The organism is Streptomyces sp. CA-135486 (assembly GCF_050936555.1).
Classification (GTDB): domain Bacteria; phylum Actinomycetota; class Actinomycetes; order Streptomycetales; family Streptomycetaceae; genus Streptomyces.
The window spans coordinates 4,146,329-4,165,358 of record NZ_JBNJMM010000001.1 but is presented as its reverse complement, the minus strand read 5'-3'; the positions used below and the strand labels follow the sequence as shown (position 1 = coordinate 4,165,358).

Genomic DNA, 19,030 nt, shown 5'->3' with positions numbered 1-19,030 from the left:
GGCTCGGTGGTGGGAGTCAGGCGGGGGCGAGGGTGAGCAGGCCGGCGCCGTATGCCTTGCCCTTGCCGATGCCTTCGCGCAGGGCGGTGGCGAGCAGGTCCGGGTCGGTGATGGCGGCTGTGCCGTCGAACTGGGTGAGTTTGTAGAAGGGGGCGGGCCGGTCGGGGCTGGGGAAGGGTCGGCGGAGGGTTTCGGTGGGTCCGGTCAGGTGCAGGCCGGCGGTGGTGGCTTGGCGCTGCCACCATGCCTGTGCGTCCTGGCCTTGCAGGGTGGTGATCTTGCCTCGGGGGCGGCGGCCGGTGACCGGGTCGGGTGGTGCGCCTGTGGGGCGGTATGCGGTGGGGGCGGCGGTGATGCGGTAGCGGACCGGCAGCCCAGGGGTGAGGGCGGTCAGTATGGGGGTCAGGTCTCGGGTGTCGGTGCTGCCGTAGCCGCCGGGTAGGCCTGTCAGGTCCGGGGTGTCGGCGGTCTGCACCAGCAGTAGGGGGTCCAGGCCGGGCTCGAGGCGGAACAGCAGCCCGCCGTTCTTGCGGGGCGTGGGGCCGGTGGGGTGGGCGAGCAGCCGCATGAGGGTCTTGTGCATTCCCGGCCGGTTGGCGAGGTCAACGCGGGCTTGGCGGTGACTGCGGTTGACGACGATGCGGGTCAAGGTCATGGGCATGAGGTGTCCTTGAGGATGTAGTCGGTGAGTGCCTCGATCGGCTGGGGCCCGGCGTACAGGGCGGCCGACAGGCTTTCGGTGGTCTGCCACAGCGGCCGCAGCAGATGGGTGCGGGTTTGGGTGGCGAAGTCGCTGGGCTGGCTGGGGCTTTCGCAGTGCGGAGCGTCGCCGGGGGCCGGGGGGTGTTCGTGGACGAAGGTGACCGGGATGTGGGTGGCGCCTGGAGCGGGCGGGCGCAGAAGGCTCAGCGGGACCGCGGTGCGTAGCGCGGCCACCGGGTCTGGGATATCGGTGTGGATGATCAGGGGTTCGTCGGGCAGGCAGTTGCGTCTGCCGAGGTAGGGCGAGAAGCGCGGCTGTGTCAGGGTGTCGGCGATGTGTTGCAGCAGTGGCGGGGAGGCTTGCACCGCGACGGTGAAGACGGCTCCGGCGAGGTAGTCGCGGTAGGTGACCAGCGTCGATTTGGCCTGGCTGCGGTATCCGCCGGCGGCGGTGCGCAGGCCCGTCCCGTGGGGGCGGCCGCCGCCGGCGGTCTGGAAGTCGCGGTGGCGGGTGCCGGGCCGGTCGATGCGGAGGGTGAAGACCAGGTCGTGGTGGCTGGGGGTGCCGGGCAGTTCCGGGTAGGGGTCCAGGGCCTGTTCTCGGGTGCGGCCCTGGGCTGCGGCGAACATGCCGATCAGCGCAGAGCGGGTGGGGAAGGCGGCGGTGTCGCGGTAGGGGAAGGCGGCTGTTTCTCCCCAGGACTGCAGCAGGCCGGCCAGGCGCAGTACCAGTCCCCTGCTCATGCCACGTCCCCGGTGGCGTGGGGGGTGGGGGCCAGTACGGCGGCCGCGCAGGCGGTGGCCAGGTCCTCGAATCCCGGGTGGCAGGTGCCCAGATGGTCGATGGGGTGGCCGGCGGCGGTGGCGTGGCCGTGCGCGATGCGGCGGCGGGTGCCGACCAGGCGGTCGATGGTGGCGGCGTAGTCGGCCAGTGTCTGTCGGGCGGGGGCGGTGTAGCCCTGTCCTCGGGCGGTCACGGGCTGTTCGAACGCCGCGCCGTAGGAGATCGGCCGCCGGTCGCGCACGACGTAGTGGACCAGGTCGGGTACGGAGTGCGGGGCGGTGGAGGTCTGCTTGCCGCGGGGCATCGCCATGGCGAACGTCCAGACGAACAGGTCGATCACTTTCGCCGCGGCGGCGGTGTCGCCGTCGAGGTTGGTGATGAGCGCGGTGGCGTTGACGGTGGCGAAGCGATAGAAAACCCCGGCGGTCAGGAACGCGGTCTCCAGGTGGGCGCTGCCTGACTCGTTGGGTCGGGGCCAGTCCTCGACGGCGGTGAAGAAGTCCGGCTGCAGGCGGGCGTCGTGGACGGTGAACGCCGGTGCCATCTGCACGGCGCCGTCTACGTGTCCGGTGGGAATCTCGGCGAGCATCCGCCCGAACAGGTTGATGGTGGTGGTGCGGCGGGTCAGCTCGGCGGCGATCTGTTTGGTGGGCAGGACTGGTGGAGCCTGCTTGCCGGTGGCGCTCTGGTCGGCCAGGGCCTGCTCGAGTTCGCCGCGGTGGACGGCGCAGATCTGCAGCAGACGGCCGGTGACGTCGACGGGCAGGTAGAGCATGGCCTGGGTGCGGTGGCCTTGTTGCGGGTTGGTCTTCAGCCCGCCGGTCTTGGCGCCCAGGGCGACCTGCGCGGCGGTGAAGTCCACCAGGTCCTCCGGCCAGCCCTGTTGGCGCAGGGCGTCGGCTAGGGCCGGGGGGACCATGCGGGTCCGGGCGGCGCTCTCGCCGAGTTCTTCCTCCATCTCCAGGCGCACCGGGCGCTTCCAGGCTGCGGAGGAGACCATTCCGCGTTCGGCGCCGCCCAGTTTGATCGTTTTTGGATGGCCGCTTTCCCCGCGGTTCAGGTTGGAGGCGGTGACCGGCTGGAGGACGTGGAGGTCCAAGAAACGGGAGCCGCTGGTCATGTCTTTAGTCCTTGATGGGGTTGAGGGTGAGGTAGAACGCATCCAGCCAGCGGGTGGCGACCTGGTCCGGGTCGAAGACGCGGACCGCGAGGTCGTCGAGCAGAACGGGCCAGTCCCAGACGAGTCCGGCGCGCAACAGCCGGCCGGTCAGGGAAGGCAACAGGTGCTGGTGCAGGTGGTCGTCGCCGACACGGACGATGACGTGCAAAAGGTCGTCCGTACGGTCCTCGTTGAAGTCGGCGCGGCGCACCGCACGTGCCATGGTCACGCCGAGGTTGGGGCGCTTGCGCCAGGCTGTGGCCGTGTAGGCATCGGGGTCGAGCTGCCCGGGACTGGGGGCGTCCGACGGGCTGGGCAGAGGGTTGTCTGCGGCTGTGCGGGAGGGCACCGCAGGTGTGCCGCTGGGGCTGGCGGCGGACAGATGAGGGGCGGCCGGGGAGGGCTGTGCTGCGAGTTCGTCGGCAGTCTGCCGCGGGGCGGGGGTGGGGCGGGTGCGCAGTGCTTCGAGGGGGTCGGCCAGGGCGATGAGGGAGGCGACGGTGTAGTGGGCGCGGCGCTGGCCGTGGCCGGCGGTGCGCACGGTCAGGTACTTGTGCATCCTCAGGCATTCCTTGACCGGTCGGCCGCGGCCGTCCTGGAGGTCTCTGCGCACGCCGAGGTCGGTGCACAGTTCGAGGACCTCGGCGGTGAAGTCCTGGTAATGGCGGCGGCGTTCGGCGGCCGTGGACATCAGCGGCGGTCCTCTTCCGGGCGGGTGCGTGGGGGCCGGTGGAGTTCGGCCACGGCGGCGGCGACCGCGCGGGCGGCATGCCTCAGGCGGATACGGTCGCCTGCGGTGGCGGTACGCAGTGCCTGCTCCGCGGCGGTGGCGAACGTGTGCCGGGCGGAGAGGTCCGGTTGGTCGAGCAGGTGCCAGAACGCGTGCTCGGCCAGTGGCCAGTACGCTGCGCGGGCCGATGCTGCCCAGGGGGACGCGGACTTCTTCTCGGCCTTGCCGAGGGTGCGGCCATCTGCGGCGCGGCCGGGGCCGTTGACAGTGTGCTTCCATGCCTGGCCGGCCAGATAGGTCAGCCGCCCGGCGTGATGTTCTGCCGCCGCGACGCATTCGGCGATCCGCACGGCGCGTTCCGGATCATGTTCCTGGGCCCAGGCCAGGATCGGTGGGGTGATCGCGGTGTACCAGCGGCGGTTGTTGACCTTGCCGTCCTGGTCGAAGCCGTGGACGCGGACCCGGAGGCTGGTGCGCACGTGTTCGGGCAGGTCGTTGAGGGTGTCGAAGATCTGCGGGCGGCGGAAGGCGTGGCGTTCGTCCGGAGCCAGCAGCAGCGCGTCCAGTTCCCGCCACCAGGCCTTGTCTGCGTCCGCTCGCCGCGGGTACCGGCGCTGCTCGGGTTTGGCGTTTGCGTTGGTGTGGATGACCAGGTAGGGGTCGGTGGCCGGCAGCGGTGGACGTTCGGTGGCCCAGGTCAGATACACATCGCTGACGTACGAGCCGTCGTGGCCGGGCACCAGCAGCAGCGCATGCTGGGAACGGCCGGTCAGGATCCGCCCCGGCCAGGTCATCGGGGCGGGTGGGGCGTCGGGGGCGGGCGGGGTGGGGTCTTCCCATGGGCACAGATCGGTGCCGGTCTGCTCGCCGGTGAGTTTCGGGATCTGGGCCAGGAACGTCTCGTGCAGGGTGCGGCCCAGCGGGTGGAAGGAGACCGTCGAGCGCAGCGGTCCGCTTCGCCCGCCCAGGTGTCGGGGGGCGCGACGGCCGACGGTGCGTGGTGTGCCGCCGCCGCAGGCGCCGTAGTAGTGGTGGACGAGCAGGTGTTGCAGGGCCTGGGCGGTCGGTACGGGCACCGGATCGAGGTCGTGGTGCGGGCTCAGCCAGGCCAGGTTGTTGCCGGCCGGGCGGCCGAAGACCAGTTTGTTGATACCCGAGAGGGCTTTGCACTGGGATGCCAGGAGCGGGTCCTGCAGCCAGGGCCGCACCAGGTCGAACACCTCAAAGCAGTGGGCTTTGTTGTCGAAATAGGCGTTCACCGCGGCGGGCTTGAAGCCGTCGGGTGCGGACAGCAGATCCCAGCGGCGGGTGTTCCACTGATCGGCGGATAACGTCGAATCATCCAGGCCGGTGATGCGGGCGGTGATGGCAGCAGCGATGCGTAGCAGCCCGGACGCGGACGGCGCGATCGGTATGGCCAGGTCATCGACGGTGTGGGCGTCGAGGAACAATTCCCGCAGTCCCACCTGGCGGTAGGTGGTGCCGCGTCGGACATCGATCCAGGGATCGTCGGCGGCACTGAAACGGGCGGGAACACAGGGCATCAAGGGGCGTCTCCTGCGGACGAAGACACAGCACTGCCTGGGCCCCTGGACAGCAGTCCGGGTCCGGCAGGCCACGCAGAGGAAGAGGGGGAGGTCGTGCGACGTGTCGGCCTCGAAGGGCCGAGGCGGGAGGGGAAAGGAAGCTGGCCAAGTGTCAGGGGCTGGTACGGCAGCCTGCGCCCCAACGCGGTGTCCGGCTCGGCGGATGCGTCGAGCGGAACGCGCGTTCATGCCGAAGGCACGGAGTGGGACCGGCACACCGCCGCTCATGCTTGTGGCGTGACGGTTGCGTCCCTCTCCGAGCCGTCTGGCTCTCTGAACACCCCAGAGACAATCACACCGTAACCAACCATGTCCAATGAGTGAGAAAGTGCGATTATCAGCATTTTCCACATGTGTTTCGGCCCGTCCCGCCGCTGAGATGCGGCAGGTCATAGACGAGCGGGTGCTGCGGTTCCCTGCATGCGCCCGCCCGACACCAGTACCCGCAGCTTGATCTGCCGCGCCGGCCTCGGGCGGGTCAGTTCACCCTGTCGTGAACCAGGCCCAGTTCGTCGTCCATGCGCAGGCGATGAGGTCCATAGTGCTCGGAGTGGGCGTGGTCGCAGGCAGGGGTGGGCAGCAAGACCAGGTCGGCAAGCAGCGGATGCTGCTCCCAGCTGGCCGGAGGACAGTGCTGCGGGCCGCGGCGGGCGACCCAGGCGGCTGGCACGGGCACGGTGTGCTGCAGGATATGGCGTACCTGGCGGGGGCTCAGGTACCTCTGGTCGGGCAGCGACTGCGTACCCGCACGGTCCAGGGCCAGTTCGCCGCCAGAGGTCAGATAGCAGGGCAGCAGACGTCGTGGCAGGGTGCCCAGGCGGGTGGCAGCCTGGGCGGCGGTCAGATACTGACGATGCAGGTCGGCCAGGGCCGATACCCGGTCGTGCGGCGGGATCAGGTGCACGGCGCTGAGGTGTTCCTCGGCCCTGGAGCGCTCCAGGTGTCCTGCCAGCAGCCGGCGCAGGTTCGCCGTCTCCTCGGCGAACGGAGAGTCCTCGCCGTGGACCTGCTCGACCAGATCCTGCACGTCGCCGGGCACGCCCAGCTGCAAGTCATAATTCTTGGCCTGCAGGAGGGCCGCGGTGGCGTGCAGCAGGAATGCCGGCTCCACGGTGCGCCACTCGGCCGGGACTGCGGTGGCCCCCGCGGCGCCGAGCGGCTGTAGAACCGTCAGGTGCGGCACGCCGTCGGAGTTCCACCAGCGCGGGCGGCGGGCGGTGTTCTGCCAGGCCAGGTAGAAGCGCGCGAGGCGGCCGGCGCGCTGCAGCAGCCGGGCGATCGAGGCCAGGTCACTGACCATCATGTCAACGTCGATGTCCAAGCTGGTGTCCAGCATGCTCGTGGTCACCACGACCAGCCGGTGCGGGCGGGGCCCGGACGGCCCGAGAGCCCGGCGCACCCAGCCGGTGCGCTGTTCGCGCACCCAGCCGGGGAACCGCGCATGCAGCAGCAGCAGTTCCCCCGGATCGCCCGTCCAGGACCGTTGCAGATATCGGTAGGTGTCCTGGCTGTCGGCGACCGTCGCGCATGCCACCGTTGCGCAGCCGCCCTCACGGGCCACCTGTCCGATCGTCTGGCCGATCACGGCGAGCCGCTCGTGCGGTTCCACGTCCCGGTTCACGTCACGCAGCCGCCGGTAGGTCACCGCGCGCATGGTCATCCGCAGTGGGCGGCTCTGGGCCCGGGAATGCCGGATGCGGGCTGTGTCCTCCATCCGGTGGGCGGTGCCGGTGGCGGCATCGGCGAACAGCCACCCCGGGTAGGCCGGCGCATAGTCCGCGGCCGCAAGCCGGGCCGGCTCATGTCCGGCGCCAGCCAGGTACGCGGCCACCATGGCGCTGCTGGTTGAGGCGGGCATCGTCGCCGACAGCAGCACCACTGGTGTACGCAGACTCCCCAGCCAGCGCAGCAGTCGCAGCAACTGCAGGTGGCTGTACGGGGTCAAGGCGTGGGCTTCGTCGACGACCACCGTCTTGCCCGACAGGGCCAGCAACCGCAGCGCGCTGAACTGCACCGGCAGCACCGCCATCTGCGCCTGATCGACGGTCGCCGCGCTGAACTGGGCCAGCAGCGCCGCGTCCTGGCCGCGCAGGAAGCCCTCCGGCGCGGTCACCTCCCGCGCCGCCTGCCACTCCCCCGCCTCTGTCGGCTCCAGCGCTCCGCTGTCCCGGCCGGCCGCACCGCCCTCGGCGGGTGCCGGAATGTCGGCCGGGCGGGTGCCGTCAGGCATCAGTGTGGTCACGGCACCGGCAGGATCAGCGTGCCCGCTGGCCGCCTCGCTGGTGAGCCGTGTGTCGGTGTAGGCGGCGTTCAGCCGGCTGTGGCCGTGGACCAGCGTCACCGGCGCACGCTCGGGCCGGTGGGCGCGCACATACGTTTCCAGCGTCTCCCACGCGGCGTCGGTGGTCGCGGTGGTCGGCATCAGCCACGCCACGCCGGCCGTGCCGCACCCGCCGTTGCAGATCCGGCTGACCTCCAGCGCGCCGACGCTCTTGCCCGATCCCGTACCGTCGGCAATCACCGTGATGCCGACGCCGTACTCGCCCACCAAACCGGGCAGCTGCGCCATCAGCGAAGCCTGCAGAGCGTTGGGGCCCTTCAAGTGCGGGTGGGCGGTGGTGAACGGGAGCGGCTCCAGGTCGACGCGCTCCAACTCCGCCTCATCGACCGTCTCGACCGCCCAAGCGCGGGCGGTCGCGAAGTGCTCGGCTGCGCCGAACGCCGGCATGTGCGCTGCCCCCTCCCAGTGCCCGCGCTGCCCGGACAGCCGGCCCGCCAGCATCCCCACGCCGGTCAGCAGAACCGCCGCCTGCACCGAAACGCGCTCCGGAACCGTCACGGCACCGGTCAGATACCGCAGCAGCGCCGCGTAGCGGGCCCGTAACTCCCGCCAGGTTGGTCCGCCCGCCGTGTCCGCGACCCTCCGCACGGCAGCGCCACCGCTCACATCGACCTGCAGGAACCGGCCCCCCATGCCCCCGACCACCTGCGCGCAACGTAGCGCCGGACTGCTGTTGCCGCCGACGGCGAAGCCGAACCCGCCCAGCACACCGAGCGCCACATGCATCGAGGACCGGTCCACCTCCACCGGTACCTGCGGGATACGGCCCGCCCCGGCCACCAGATCCTCACCCAGCCGCTCCCACGCGCCACGCTCACGCCGCTGGAAGCCCGGCACCAGCTTGCCCAACTCCCGCAAGCCCGCCAGCAACGCCGTCAGCGACCGCGCCTGCTCCTCGCCCACACCCAGGCCCTCAGCGATCACCGCACGCTGCGACGCGCTCAAGAACCGGTCCCACAACACCGCCGCAACCGCCGCGTCATCCAGCATCCGAAACAGCAACGGATACGACGTCCACGTCGCTGCATCAAACTCCGCCCACACCCTAAGGTCGATACCGCCGAACCGTGCATCCTCAACCACCCCCACCCGCAACCCCTTTCAGCCCCGGTCCCACTCATCGCACCAGTCGATCACGTTCAGCACACTAGGCTTAACGGCATGTCACCGGACACCAGGACAGCCTGCCTTGCACCACCAGCGGCACCGAGACCGCCGACTTCGCCCCGCACACGCAGGGATGACTCAGCGGCCTGATTGCGCTTATTGCTCCACCCGCTTCCCGCCCCGCACACGCAGGGATGACACGGTCTTCTCCAACCCGCGCAACGGCACCGCGGGCCCCTCCCCGCAAACGCAGGGATGACACGCCGGTGAGGAGCGGGGCTGGCAGTACCGGTGACCCCACCCCGCACCCGCAGGAATGGCCCGTTCGTGTCCACGAGGGGTAAGCCGAACTCCAACTCCGCCCAGACACGCAGGGATGACTCGCACGGCGCTGGCCTGATCGCCGGATCCCACGAATCCGCCCCGCACATGCAGGGATGACACCATGCAGTCGGCGTCGGTCAGTTCGTCCTCGTCCTCAGCCCCGCACACGCGGGGATGACTCACGGGTCCAGTCGCAGCGCACGCCCTGGGACAGCTCCGCCCCGCACACGCAGAGACGACTCTCAGGACTCCATGCTGCTTACCGAGTTCGGCCCCAATCGCCCCGCACAGGCGGGGATGACTCCTGATCGGCCGCCATCACACCCGGACGGATTCCCTCCGCCCCGCACACGCGGGGACGAACTCTCAGGTGTAGCAGGTGCCATCGCGTACCGTCCCCGGGCCCCGTCCTGCCGGGCCACGTCACTCCCCGGTGGCCGGAGCCAATCCGCTAACACACCGGTCTCACCCGCCGTGACCAAGATCAGCCACACGAACCAGTGTTGCGACCAGACAAAAACCATAGTGGGCTCTGGTAACGTCCCAGCTCAGCAAGCCTCCGCCCCGCCACACGCAGGGATGACTCGTTCGGTGACCTCATCACCCTGGCCGCTCAGGGCTCCACCCCGCACACGCAGGGATGACTCCGGCCAGACCTACCAGCCCCGGCTCCTCGGCGGCTCCGCCCCGCACATGCAGGGATGACTCGCGGGTCCAGTCGCAGCGCACGCCCTGGGACAGCTCCGCCCCGCACATGCAGGGATGAGTCGGCGCATACGCTCGCGAGCCACAGCATGATGAGCTCCGCCCTGCACACGCAGGGATGACTCCAGCCTGTGGACCAATCCCGACGACAATCAGGGCGCCGCCCCGCACGCGCAGGGATGGCTCAGTCCGGTACGCGTGCGCCGTCACCATCGCCCACTCCACCCCGCACACGCAGGGATGACTCCCGGCTCAGCAGCGCGTCACTCAGGTGCGCCCCCTCCGCCCCGCACACGCAGGGATGACACCTACTCGAAGGCCTCCCCATTGAGTAACTGCGCCTCTGCCCCGCCACACGCAGGGATGACTCCGAGAGCCGCCTCATGACCGACGGACAGATCTTCTCCGCCCCGCACACGCGGGGAAGACTCGACCAGCGGCAACCTCACCGCCCGCGCCAGGAACTCCGCCCCGCCACACGCAGGGATGGCTCTCAGGCGCAGTATCATCGAGTGCCGTCCCCGACCCCGTCCTGACGGGCCACGACACCACTCCCCCGATGGCCGGGGCGAATCCACTGCCGCACCGATCTCACCCGCCGTGACCAAGCTCAGCCACGCGAACCAGTCTTGCGGACAGCAAAAACTGCAGTGGGCTCTAACGCCCCAGCTCACAAGTCTCCGCCCCGCACACGCAGGGATGACACCTCACGGTCGGTCAGGCCGCCGTCCTTCTTGGGCTCCGCCCCGCACACGCAGGGATGACACCACGGCAGTCCATACATCGCGGTCGAACCACTTCCGGCCCCGCACACGCAGGGTTGATTCGCTCACCGGGGGCGGCCCTGACATCCTGCATGTCCCTGCCGAAGCATGAGTCATCCGACAGCAAGCCCTCTTCAGGTGGCAGGGAGCTGGGTCCCCTCCTTCGCAGGACCCGGCGCCCAACACTGGGCACCCGACCCACGCAGCCGACCTCGCCCCCGCTAAATGGAAGAACCTGCAGGTCAGGTAGGGACCGCTATCGGGATTCTCACTTCAATGTCCTGCAATGTCCCATATGACGTCACGTCAACTTCTCACCGGCTGCCGCTCTTGATTCTGCCAGGGATCGGCAAATGAGCACGTGACATGGGGTGCAGCAACAGAGGAACACAGGACATCACTATGAGAGCCTCGTCGGACATCAAAGTGAGACTCAGCACATACCGTCACTGACACCCACCCACTGACACCAAACCGGCACATCGCAAACGACACCGCACAGATCTACCGACTCGACCTGGAGCGCGCCGCCGAACTCCCCACGGAGGCCGACCTGACCGCAGCGCAGCGCACCCAGATGCCGGGGTATCTCGCCATCGCCGATGCCATCTGCATCGGCGGCCCCGGCCTGGCCCGCCTCGCGATCCGCTACGCGAACAACTGGCAGGTGATCGAGGCCGACGCAGAGCTCGTGCACTTCGGCCACGCCCGGATCGGCATCGGAGGGTCCGCACCGGACTCCCTCACGGTGATCACCGAACTCGCGGACACCGCCCTGAAGAGGGGCGCCGCGACGCTCGAACTGACCACCGAACACCCGGGCTGCACCCGCACCGTGCAGCGCCTGAAGTTCACCGACGAGCGTGGCGCCGAGGTCGATGAGCTTTACAGCCGCACCGCGCCGCCTTTCTGACTTCTCCGCCGGTCCGGCCCGGGCACCCGCCCCGGGCCGGACGGGCAGCTGGTCGAGGGTCCGGCGCCGACGCCGGAGTTCAGCAGCAACGCCGATCCCCAGGGCCGAAGCCCCTTCGTGTGAGGACCCGCTCATGGACATCACCACCCGTTTACAGCTCTTGGAGTCCATCCGCCGTGCCGACCAGGCCGACGCTGCGCTCACTGCTGCCGAGCGTGCCGTCCGCAAAGCCGTAGACGACGCTTGCCAGGCACTGGAGAACATCACCAGCCTGGAGCAGAAACTGACCGAGGCCACCGCCCGAACTGAGCGCACCCAGCTCGCCGACAAGTTGGAAGCCGCCCGCCAGACCTACGCCGCATGCGGCCGACGCAAGCAGGCTGCGCAAGCAAAGCAGAACCGGGCCAAGGATGTGGCACAAGCCGCCACCGACGCATGGAACACCCTCCACTCCACGCGGGCCTGGGGCCCTGCTGAGGGGACACGAGCCGCCCTGAAGGTGGACCTGCTCTACCAAGTTGCCTCCGTGCCAGCGGAGTTGCTACGCGAAGCCGACGCCATTGCGGTGCAGTCGACGTTCGTTCTGTATGACGAAACGCATAGAGGTACTCCCCGATATGGCGGGCGTGCCCCTTCGACACTGGTGCGCCCGCCACGGCGTGGGCATGCTGGCCCGCACTCAATGAGTCGAGTTCCAGCCAGAGTTGTGGCTGGCAGGGCAGGGGGCGCCCGCTGTCTCCTCCGCCGCGTCGGCCCGGGTCCGCGCTGTGGGACGAGCAGTTGCTGATTGACGAAGTCCGCACGTCAGAGGGGGATTTTGGGTCGGCCGATGCCCACCGCACGCCCGGAGGCCGTTCACCTGCGTCCGGGTTCCGACAGCAGCATATATGCGAATTCAGCCGATCCCTGTAGTGGCGACCGGTCAGTCATTCATCTGTCGCGCCTTGACAGCCAAGTGGCGTCGCGTGTTCGATCATTGCCGAAACAACGTGTCCGAATGTGACTGAAAGCGCAGACCTACAAGCCCACTCCTGGACCGCGCCACCGCATTCTGCGGTTCCCGTACAAGCACCCGCACCTGCGGGCAGCTGATAGTGAACGCATACAGAACGTGACACGCCGGAGGCACGAGTGACTGCATTTCTGTACCATTTTCATGGTCTTGGCGATTTCGACTTCTCATCCATGTACCCGGATGACGTGAAAAGCGTCCAGGAGCTCGCGGCTCAGCGTGATCTTGAGATCCTACCCACTATATATCTGCGCCGCGAGTCCCTTCCGCAGTTGCGTGACACCATCCAGGCGTTCTCGGAACTCTCGCGCGCGGGCGACGTTCCGAACATCGCCGGTTTCGCCATCGAAGGGCCGATTCTCGGTCCGGACGGCGGAATTCCCAGGCGCGGAAAGTGGTATCCGACTGCCGACGAGTGGATTCAACTGGCGGAGCTCGGCCCCTTGGGACTGAAGTATGTGATCATGGCTCCCGATGCGGCGGATCTCGATGAATCGGTCGGCGAAGGACTGCCCTTCTCGGAACTGCTCTGCCGTTTGTATGACAAGGGTGTGAGGATTGGAGTCGGGCACTATCACCGAGACAATCCCCACCGCAGCGCCCGCAGGCTCGAGGAAGTAGTCGATCATCTCCATCGCCACTACGAGTCGTCGCCCTTCCTCTTGCTGACCGATCACCTCTACAACGACACGCCGAGGGACTTCGTCCACGCCTGGCGCTCCGCGTCGGCGATGGAGCGTCGTACCGACGAACTGGCCGCGGTGATGGCTCCTCGCTGGACCCGGGACACGCTGACCGATCTGCTCGGGCCCGTGCCGGCGGCAATGCTCAACGCCGCCCTCGACGACCGGCTCATGCCCTGCCTCAACTTCGACGGTCGCCATGTCGACCTCGCGATCTGCAGGCGCACCGTCGATTACCTCGGCGCCGACCGGCTCATCGCGCTGACCGACCATATCGAGGTCGACACGATGGCGGGAGAGCCTCTCACTCAGGACGCCCACTCGGGACTTCGACTCCGCGACGACGGCGCGGTTGCCGCAGGATCGTCCGGGTACGCCACGCAGCGCGCCAACATGCTGTCGATCGGTCTGGACGACGATCAGGTGCAGCAGCTCTTCTACCGGAACCCGAAGGCCGCCATCGAGTTCCGGCCCGCAAGGCGGACGTCGTCCGTGTGACCGCTCTGCATGAGAGTGAGGTTCGGATATGCGTCTCATTTTCCTGCGGCACGGGCAGACGGATGACAACACCGTGCTCAGGATCTCCACAGAGCCGCCGGGCCCTTCCCTGAACGCTGTCGGACGTGAGCAGGCAAGTCTGGCCGGTGAGCGGCTAGCCTCGGCCGTCGGTGTGAGGGCGGTCTATTCGAGCCCGCTCCGGCGAGCCGTCGAGACCGCCGAAATCGTCGCCTCGATCGCCGGATGCAAGGTGCTGACGGCCGAGGAACTGGCAGAGTGCCGGGCGGGAAGTGCCGAGGGACAACTGCACCAGGAGATCGACGCCGAGATCCGGCGGACCTGGAAGCGGTGGCTTCGCGGCGATCTGGACCATCCGTTCTCACCGAACGGTGAGTCGGCCCGGTCGGCAGCGGCGCGGGTCACGAACCTGCTGGGCCGGCTGAGTCGGCCCGACCCCGGCGACAAGGCGTTCGTCCTCGTCGGGCACGGCACGCTCTTCCGGCTCGCGATCCCCACCTTCTGCCCGAACGTCACTCCCGAGTTCGTTCGGTCGCGCTGGCTCGAGAACGGGGAGTACGTCGAAGTGTCCATGATCGATGGTGTCGGTCATTGCCTGTCGTGGCACGGAGAGTCCCCCTCCGCACGCACCGAGAGTGGAGTGTGAATGATCGGCACCGTGTCGGAGACCCAACAAGAGAATGGCTCCGCGCCACCGAAGGTTTCGCTCATCACTGCGGCCCACCCTCAGCGCCTGGATCACCTCCCCGAAACGTCTCGCAGCATCGAAGAGGTGCGGCGGCGGCTGACCCGGGCGGGTGTTGCCGTGGAGTGGATCGTTGTGATCGACGGGCCCGGTGCCGATGAAGGGTGCGTTTCACACATGCTGGCAGACCGGGTCCACCGGCTTCCCATTGCGCAGGGCGTCTCCTCGGCCCGCAACCACGGCCTGGCGATGAGCCGAGGTGTGTGGGTCTTCCCCGTCGATGCGGACGACATGCTCGATGCGGACGGTTTCGAATCTCTCGTCACGCGGACGTTCGACGAGGACATCATGTGGGTCGCGACCAATCGCTGCTGGCTTGACGACCTTTCTCCCACCCCCCGCTGGATCAGCGCGGTACGTCGATGGCGGCAGTATGAGCTGGAGGAGGAGTGGACATCACCGTTTCCATTTCACCCCAACAACATCATGGTCCGGCGGATTACTGCACTGTCTCACTTCGGTTGGCCCGGCCTGGGCGTGAACGAGGACGTCGGCTACTGCCTGCTGGCGTCCGCCGCAGGCGCCGGGTTGAGCCTGCCTATCACGACGCTCCTCTACCGGCGATGGGAAGGACAGACCATCCGCAGGGAGGGCTACCACGAGGCGAAGGTAGACTCGTTCCTCACGATGGAGGCCGTCATCAATGCACGGCGCTCGCAGGTCGGCATCCCTCCGATCAAGGCACCCTACCCAAGCCCTTTCTGACTGCCCGTCGAGACCTCCTGCGCGACGAATGCGAGGTGAGCCGTGCGCGGCGACCCAATCACAATCTCGGCTGCGGTCATGACGCATCCAGCACGAGCAGATGTCGCCGCCGCCCTGTGCGAGCGCCATTCCGAACTCAATCTGCGCATCGTCATGGACCCCGAGCCCGACCAGCCGCCCTGGGTCGTGAGAACCTTCCGCGAGGGCTGGCGGGCCGCGGACCGTCTCGCCTCGCATCACCTACTGCTCCAGGACGACGTCCTCCTGTGCGAGGACTTCGCACTTCACGTGGACCGCGTAGTGCGATTGATGCCGCACGCGGCGATCAGCCTGTTCGCCGACTGGAGTGCCCGTAACTCCGCGACGGTGCGCCTGGCCGCCCTGACCGGGGCCTCCTGGGCTCCGGTCATCGGCAGGTTCGCGCCAACGCAGGGCATGGTGCTGCCGACCGACGTGGCCAGGTCCTTGGTGGACTACCTGTCCAACGGGGGCGCTGTCCCGGGGGAACCCGAGGACATCACGGTGCTCCGGTTTTTCAGATCATGCGGAATACAGCCGGTGATCATGGTTCCCAATATCATTGAGCACCGTGAGATGCCGAGTATCGCTGGCAATTCTGATCTTGGACTGCGTCAGTCGGCCTGCTTTCTTGATCCCCTGCCTCGGGGGCATGAGTGGAACAAGGAAGTCCTCCGCACACCAGTGGTGCCGTACCTCCGCTGGGACACCGGCGAGGCGTACTGCCTTGAGGAAAAGAAGGCTGGGGAGCCGTGGAATTTCCTCGAAGCTCGTACATGGCTGGCCCAGCAAGGCACAACGGCAGAGGCTCTCCTTGCTCCGTTATTGCGGGATCGACACGTGTCACAACTGTTGAACTCTATGAGCCCCGACATAGAGCCCCGTCTTCTGCAAGAGATCTCACTGGTCAGCCACATGACTGCCATGGTCGCGGAAGAGTTGGGATCCGTCTCCGGAGGCGAATTTCGCGCCCGGCCGAAGGGATGGGGACCAACCGGCGATCAAGCACTGGACAGCCTCGCGCCCGGCACGCTTCGAAGCTTCCTCGACATGTCGATCATTGATCAACACAGGGCGTCGCTGAGGTCGTTGGCTCAAAGGAGCGCGATGCTGGGCTCTCGGACCGCGTGGCCGACTCCCGCTTGACCCGGCCTCTTCTGGACGTGGTCACCACGAGCTCTCCGGTGGGCAGTCGCGTTCACGACCTCCCCCCATCCCCCAGGGAGACCTGCTGATGCGAACCCCGCGATCCCGCCGCCAGACGGAGTCGACGGGCCGCCTCGGTCTTGCGACATGCTTCCTGCTCACTGGCGTGGCCGTGGCAGTCTGGGGGTCCCGTATACCCGACATTCAGCAGCATGCCGACGCTCAACCTGCCAAATTCGGACTCACGCTGTTCGCAGGTGCGGTGGGCGCTTTGATTGCAATGCAACTGTCGGGGCGGCTGTTGCCCCGCTTGCCGGCGCCCATTTTTCTCAGGAGCGCCAGCGTGGGCGTCGCCGTCACGCTAGTCGGTCCCGCTCTGGCCGACAGCGTTGTGCAGTTGGCCGTCGCCTTGTTCCTCCAGGGCCTTGCGCATGGCGCCATGGCCGTCGCAATGAACACATGCGCAGTTGGCGTTGAGCGGGAACTCGGTCGTCCGGTCATGTCGTCGTTTCACTCCGCCTTCAGCATCGGCAGCCTGGCAGGCGCACTCGCAGGAGTTGGATCGACCCACATCAGCATTGATGCCCTTACCTTGTTCACGACAGCTGGCAGCGTGCAATTGCTGGTTCTGGCCATGATTTGGCGGAACCTGCCGTCAAGCGCAGCGACACGCGCCGATGACATGGGTACCTCGGTCGCTCGTGCCACCACTCCGCCGAGCCAAGCAAATCGCACACGTCTGATGATCCTCTCCCTGCTCGCCGTAGCGGCCATGGTTTGTGAGGGGTCGATCAGCGACTGGTGCGGAATTTACGTACGCGACGAACTTGGTGGCAGTTCCAAGCAAGCCCCGTTGGCCTTCGCCGCGTATGCCGTGTCCATGACCATAGGGCGTCTCATAGGCGACTCCATTGCAGGCCGATGGGGTCGACTCCGGTTCCTGCGGTACTCTGCCCTCGCCGCTGCGGTCGGCTTGGCGCTGACAGTCATCGCTTCCAGTCCGGGGCTTGGCCTCGTTGGTTTCGCCATATTCGGCCTGGGGCAAGCGTGCGTGATGCCCCAACTGATCTCACTGGCAGGGCAATCAGAGGGCATCGATACTGGGCGAGTCGTTGCCAGAGTCGTCGGCCTCAGCCAGGTTGGCTTTCTCATCGGGCCGATGCTGGTGGGGCCTGTCGCGCAAAACATGTCCCTGCGTATTGCTTTCGGAATCACGACGTTGCTTTGCCTAGTGATTGCCGCAACTCGCATGCCCGGTATCACGCGCCAAGGGCCTGGCGACCGAACGCCCAAGGGGCACGTTAAGGATCTCGAGACCTGAACCTCAACCCCCCGAGCGTTACACAACCGGCGATCACGATAGGCGGCCGGTCGTGGGAACGGCTGCGGCCGTTCTTACCGGTCAGCGATGGGCGATGTGGCCGGTGGCGGGTCACCGACAGGTGACCAACGGGATTCTGCACCGGGTTCGGGCCGGGGTGCACTGCCAAAACCCCAGAACTCTATTGTCTCGTGATCCTGATTGCGTTACTTCGAGTTGTTATTGACGAGTTTCTTCACCGCGGTCTGGACGAGTTGGACCTTGGCGAGGATCTCGCCGGCGGTGGCGGTCCAGGTGAAGGGTTTCGCGTTCTCGTTCCAGGATGTAGTCGCCGATCTGTTTGACCAGGACGTTGACCCTCGCGAACGTGCCGCGGCGGATGGACCGCCGGGTGATGATCCCGAACCATATCTCGATCTGGTTCAACCACGAGGACTCGACGGGGGTGAAATGGAAGTGGACGTGCGGGTTTTTCGCCAGCCATGCCTTCACGTCCGGGGTGGGGTGCGTGGAAAGGTTGTCCAAGACGACATGGATTTCCTTGCCCGCATGCGGGGTGACTGCCTTCTCCATGAACGCCAGGAAGTTCGCGCCGTTCCGATTCGGCTTGCACTCGCCCAGCACTTCACCTTTCGTGACGTTCAGCGCGGCTTCGTGGTGCCGTGCCGCCTATAGTCGCAGGTGCGCCTCTCCGTGGCCGCGAAGTCCACCGGCAGCACTGGCTGGGTCCGGTCCAGGGCTTGTACTGCGTCTTGTCGTCGATCGACAGCACCACGGCGCCATCGGGCGGGGCCAGGTACAAACCGACGACATCGGCGACCTTCTCCGCGAACGCCGGGTCTTTCGAGATCTTGAAGGTGCCCGAGCGGTGCGGCTTCAGATTCTCCTCACGCCAGACGCGATGTAATGCCAGGACACCGAGATGCCCTCCCGCCGCTTCAGATGGTCGGCCAGCGGCCGCGTCGACCAGTGCGACGGGGCCGGATTCCGCCGGCGGGGACATCCTCGTCAAAGCGATCACCCGAGCCCGCACCCGCGGCGGCACCTGGGTACGTGGCCCGCCACGGCGCTTCTCCTCCAGACCGGCAAGGCCCCGCTCGGCATAACGGGCCTTGCAGCGGTCAACCGTCAGCGGCGCCACACCGGCAAGCTCGGCGATGTCCTTGCGCCGCCGCCCCTCGCCGGACCACAACACGATCCGTGCGCGAAGCGCCACATCGGCCGGAACATCCCACGACTGGGCCAACTCCCCAGTTCTGCCATCTGTTCAGAGGAGAGTTCGAAACCAGACTCAACGATCACAGAAGCCTCAGGTTCCATGAACAGCATCACGAGACACTAGGGTGAAATCGCGTGGCAGTGCCTTCACGCCCGCCTGGTGGAGGCGGTGCGGGAGGTGAGGTCCTGGGCCGTTCGGGGGCGGCTTCACCAGCGAGAGCTCCATCTGAGCGCGGACGGCCGCTGCCGACCGCTGTCCCTGATCGTCACGGGCGGGCAGCGAGCGGACTGTGCCCAGTTCAAGCCTGTCCTGGAGAAGATCCGTGGGGCGCGGCTCATGTCGGGCGTGCCGCGCAAGAAGCCCGCGAGTCTGGCGGCCGATAAGGCGTACAGCAAACAGTCAGGCCCGCCTGCGTAAGGAGTCACAGGGGACGGCCACCCGACGCGGCAGTAGGTGCGGGGCGGCGTGGGCGACCTCCCAGGGCGGACCAATCGGTCATCGCGCCCTCGGTCACGGTGGCGAAGACCATCGCGGAACCCAGCCGACGCGT

The 19,030-nt window shown here is 67.6% G+C and carries 15 protein-coding genes; 6 read left to right on the top strand and 9 right to left on the bottom strand.

All coding sequences use genetic code 11. From position 1 onward, the window contains the following. Nucleotides 1–16: 16 nt before the first annotated feature. From ACQEVG_RS18910 to ACQEVG_RS18885, 6 genes are all read right to left on the bottom strand, one after another. Nucleotides 17–655 carry a type I-E CRISPR-associated protein Cas6/Cse3/CasE gene (locus tag ACQEVG_RS18910; RefSeq protein WP_432984830.1) on the bottom strand — a complete coding sequence of 213 codons (639 nt, stop codon included), beginning with the start codon at nt 653–655 and terminating at the stop codon, nt 17–19. Continuing rightward, on the bottom strand, nt 652–1,446 hold the full coding sequence (cas5e, locus tag ACQEVG_RS18905; RefSeq protein ID WP_432984827.1) for a type I-E CRISPR-associated protein Cas5/CasD: 795 nt from the start codon (nt 1,444–1,446) through the stop codon (nt 652–654). The genes ACQEVG_RS18910 and cas5e overlap by 4 nt, the downstream gene beginning before the upstream one ends. Beyond that, nucleotides 1,443–2,606 carry a type I-E CRISPR-associated protein Cas7/Cse4/CasC gene (gene cas7e, locus ACQEVG_RS18900; protein ID WP_432984823.1) on the bottom strand — a complete coding sequence of 388 codons (1,164 nt, stop codon included), beginning with the start codon at nt 2,604–2,606 and terminating at the stop codon, nt 1,443–1,445. The genes cas5e and cas7e overlap by 4 nt, the downstream gene beginning before the upstream one ends. Nucleotides 2,607–2,610: 4 nt before the next feature. Then, the gene (locus ACQEVG_RS18895) at nt 2,611–3,336 is read right to left on the bottom strand and encodes a hypothetical protein (RefSeq protein ID WP_432984820.1); all 726 of its coding nucleotides are present in this window, start codon (nt 3,334–3,336) and stop codon (nt 2,611–2,613) included. Further along, the gene (gene casA, locus ACQEVG_RS18890; RefSeq protein ID WP_432984817.1) at nt 3,336–4,919 is read right to left on the bottom strand and encodes a type I-E CRISPR-associated protein Cse1/CasA; all 1,584 of its coding nucleotides are present in this window, start codon (nt 4,917–4,919) and stop codon (nt 3,336–3,338) included. The genes ACQEVG_RS18895 and casA overlap by 1 nt, the downstream gene beginning before the upstream one ends. Nucleotides 4,920–5,439: 520 nt before the next feature. Next, complete coding sequence (locus tag ACQEVG_RS18885) at nt 5,440–8,346, bottom strand: HD domain-containing protein (RefSeq protein WP_432985495.1); 2,907 nt, start codon at nt 8,344–8,346, stop codon at nt 5,440–5,442. A gap of 2,433 nt (nt 8,347–10,779) precedes the next feature. Here ACQEVG_RS18885 and ACQEVG_RS18880 point away from each other — a divergent pair. Further along, nucleotides 10,780–11,115 carry a hypothetical protein gene (locus ACQEVG_RS18880; RefSeq protein WP_432984814.1) on the top strand — a complete coding sequence of 112 codons (336 nt, stop codon included), beginning with the start codon at nt 10,780–10,782 and terminating at the stop codon, nt 11,113–11,115. A gap of 151 nt (nt 11,116–11,266) precedes the next feature. Here the strand turns inward: ACQEVG_RS18880 and ACQEVG_RS18875 are convergent, their stop codons facing one another. Then, nucleotides 11,267–11,503: a hypothetical protein gene (locus tag ACQEVG_RS18875; RefSeq protein WP_432984811.1), complete on the bottom strand. Its 237-nt coding sequence runs from the start codon at nt 11,501–11,503 to the stop codon at nt 11,267–11,269. 743 nt (nt 11,504–12,246) lie between these two features. Here ACQEVG_RS18875 and ACQEVG_RS18870 point away from each other — a divergent pair. The 5 genes from ACQEVG_RS18870 (at nt 12,247) to ACQEVG_RS18850 (ending at nt 17,261) form a co-directional block, all read left to right on the top strand. Next, on the top strand, nt 12,247–13,308 hold the full coding sequence (locus tag ACQEVG_RS18870) for a hypothetical protein (protein WP_432984808.1): 1,062 nt from the start codon (nt 12,247–12,249) through the stop codon (nt 13,306–13,308). 28 nt (nt 13,309–13,336) lie between these two features. Further along, nucleotides 13,337–13,972, top strand: coding sequence for a histidine phosphatase family protein (locus ACQEVG_RS18865; RefSeq protein ID WP_432984805.1), 636 nt, complete (start codon nt 13,337–13,339; stop codon nt 13,970–13,972). Then, nucleotides 13,973–14,776 carry a glycosyltransferase family 2 protein gene (locus ACQEVG_RS18860; protein ID WP_432984802.1) on the top strand — a complete coding sequence of 268 codons (804 nt, stop codon included), beginning with the start codon at nt 13,973–13,975 and terminating at the stop codon, nt 14,774–14,776. A gap of 78 nt (nt 14,777–14,854) precedes the next feature. Next, nucleotides 14,855–15,940 carry a hypothetical protein gene (locus ACQEVG_RS18855; protein WP_432984799.1) on the top strand — a complete coding sequence of 362 codons (1,086 nt, stop codon included), beginning with the start codon at nt 14,855–14,857 and terminating at the stop codon, nt 15,938–15,940. Nucleotides 15,941–16,028: 88 nt separating this feature from the next. After that, nucleotides 16,029–17,261 carry an MFS transporter gene (locus ACQEVG_RS18850; RefSeq protein ID WP_432984796.1) on the top strand — a complete coding sequence of 411 codons (1,233 nt, stop codon included), beginning with the start codon at nt 16,029–16,031 and terminating at the stop codon, nt 17,259–17,261. A 219-nt stretch (nt 17,262–17,480) separates the two neighbouring features. Here ACQEVG_RS18850 and ACQEVG_RS18845 read toward each other — a convergent pair whose 3' ends face one another. Both ACQEVG_RS18845 and ACQEVG_RS18840 read right to left on the bottom strand, forming a co-directional pair. After that, entirely contained in the window at nt 17,481–17,885 is a 405-nt protein-coding gene (locus ACQEVG_RS18845; RefSeq protein ID WP_432984793.1) for a transposase, read from the bottom strand. Nucleotide 17,886: 1 nt separating this feature from the next. Beyond that, nucleotides 17,887–18,477 (bottom strand): helix-turn-helix domain-containing protein, encoded by a 591-nt coding sequence (locus tag ACQEVG_RS18840; RefSeq protein WP_432984790.1) that lies wholly within the window; start codon nt 18,475–18,477, stop codon nt 17,887–17,889. Nucleotides 18,478–19,030 lie beyond the last annotated feature (553 nt).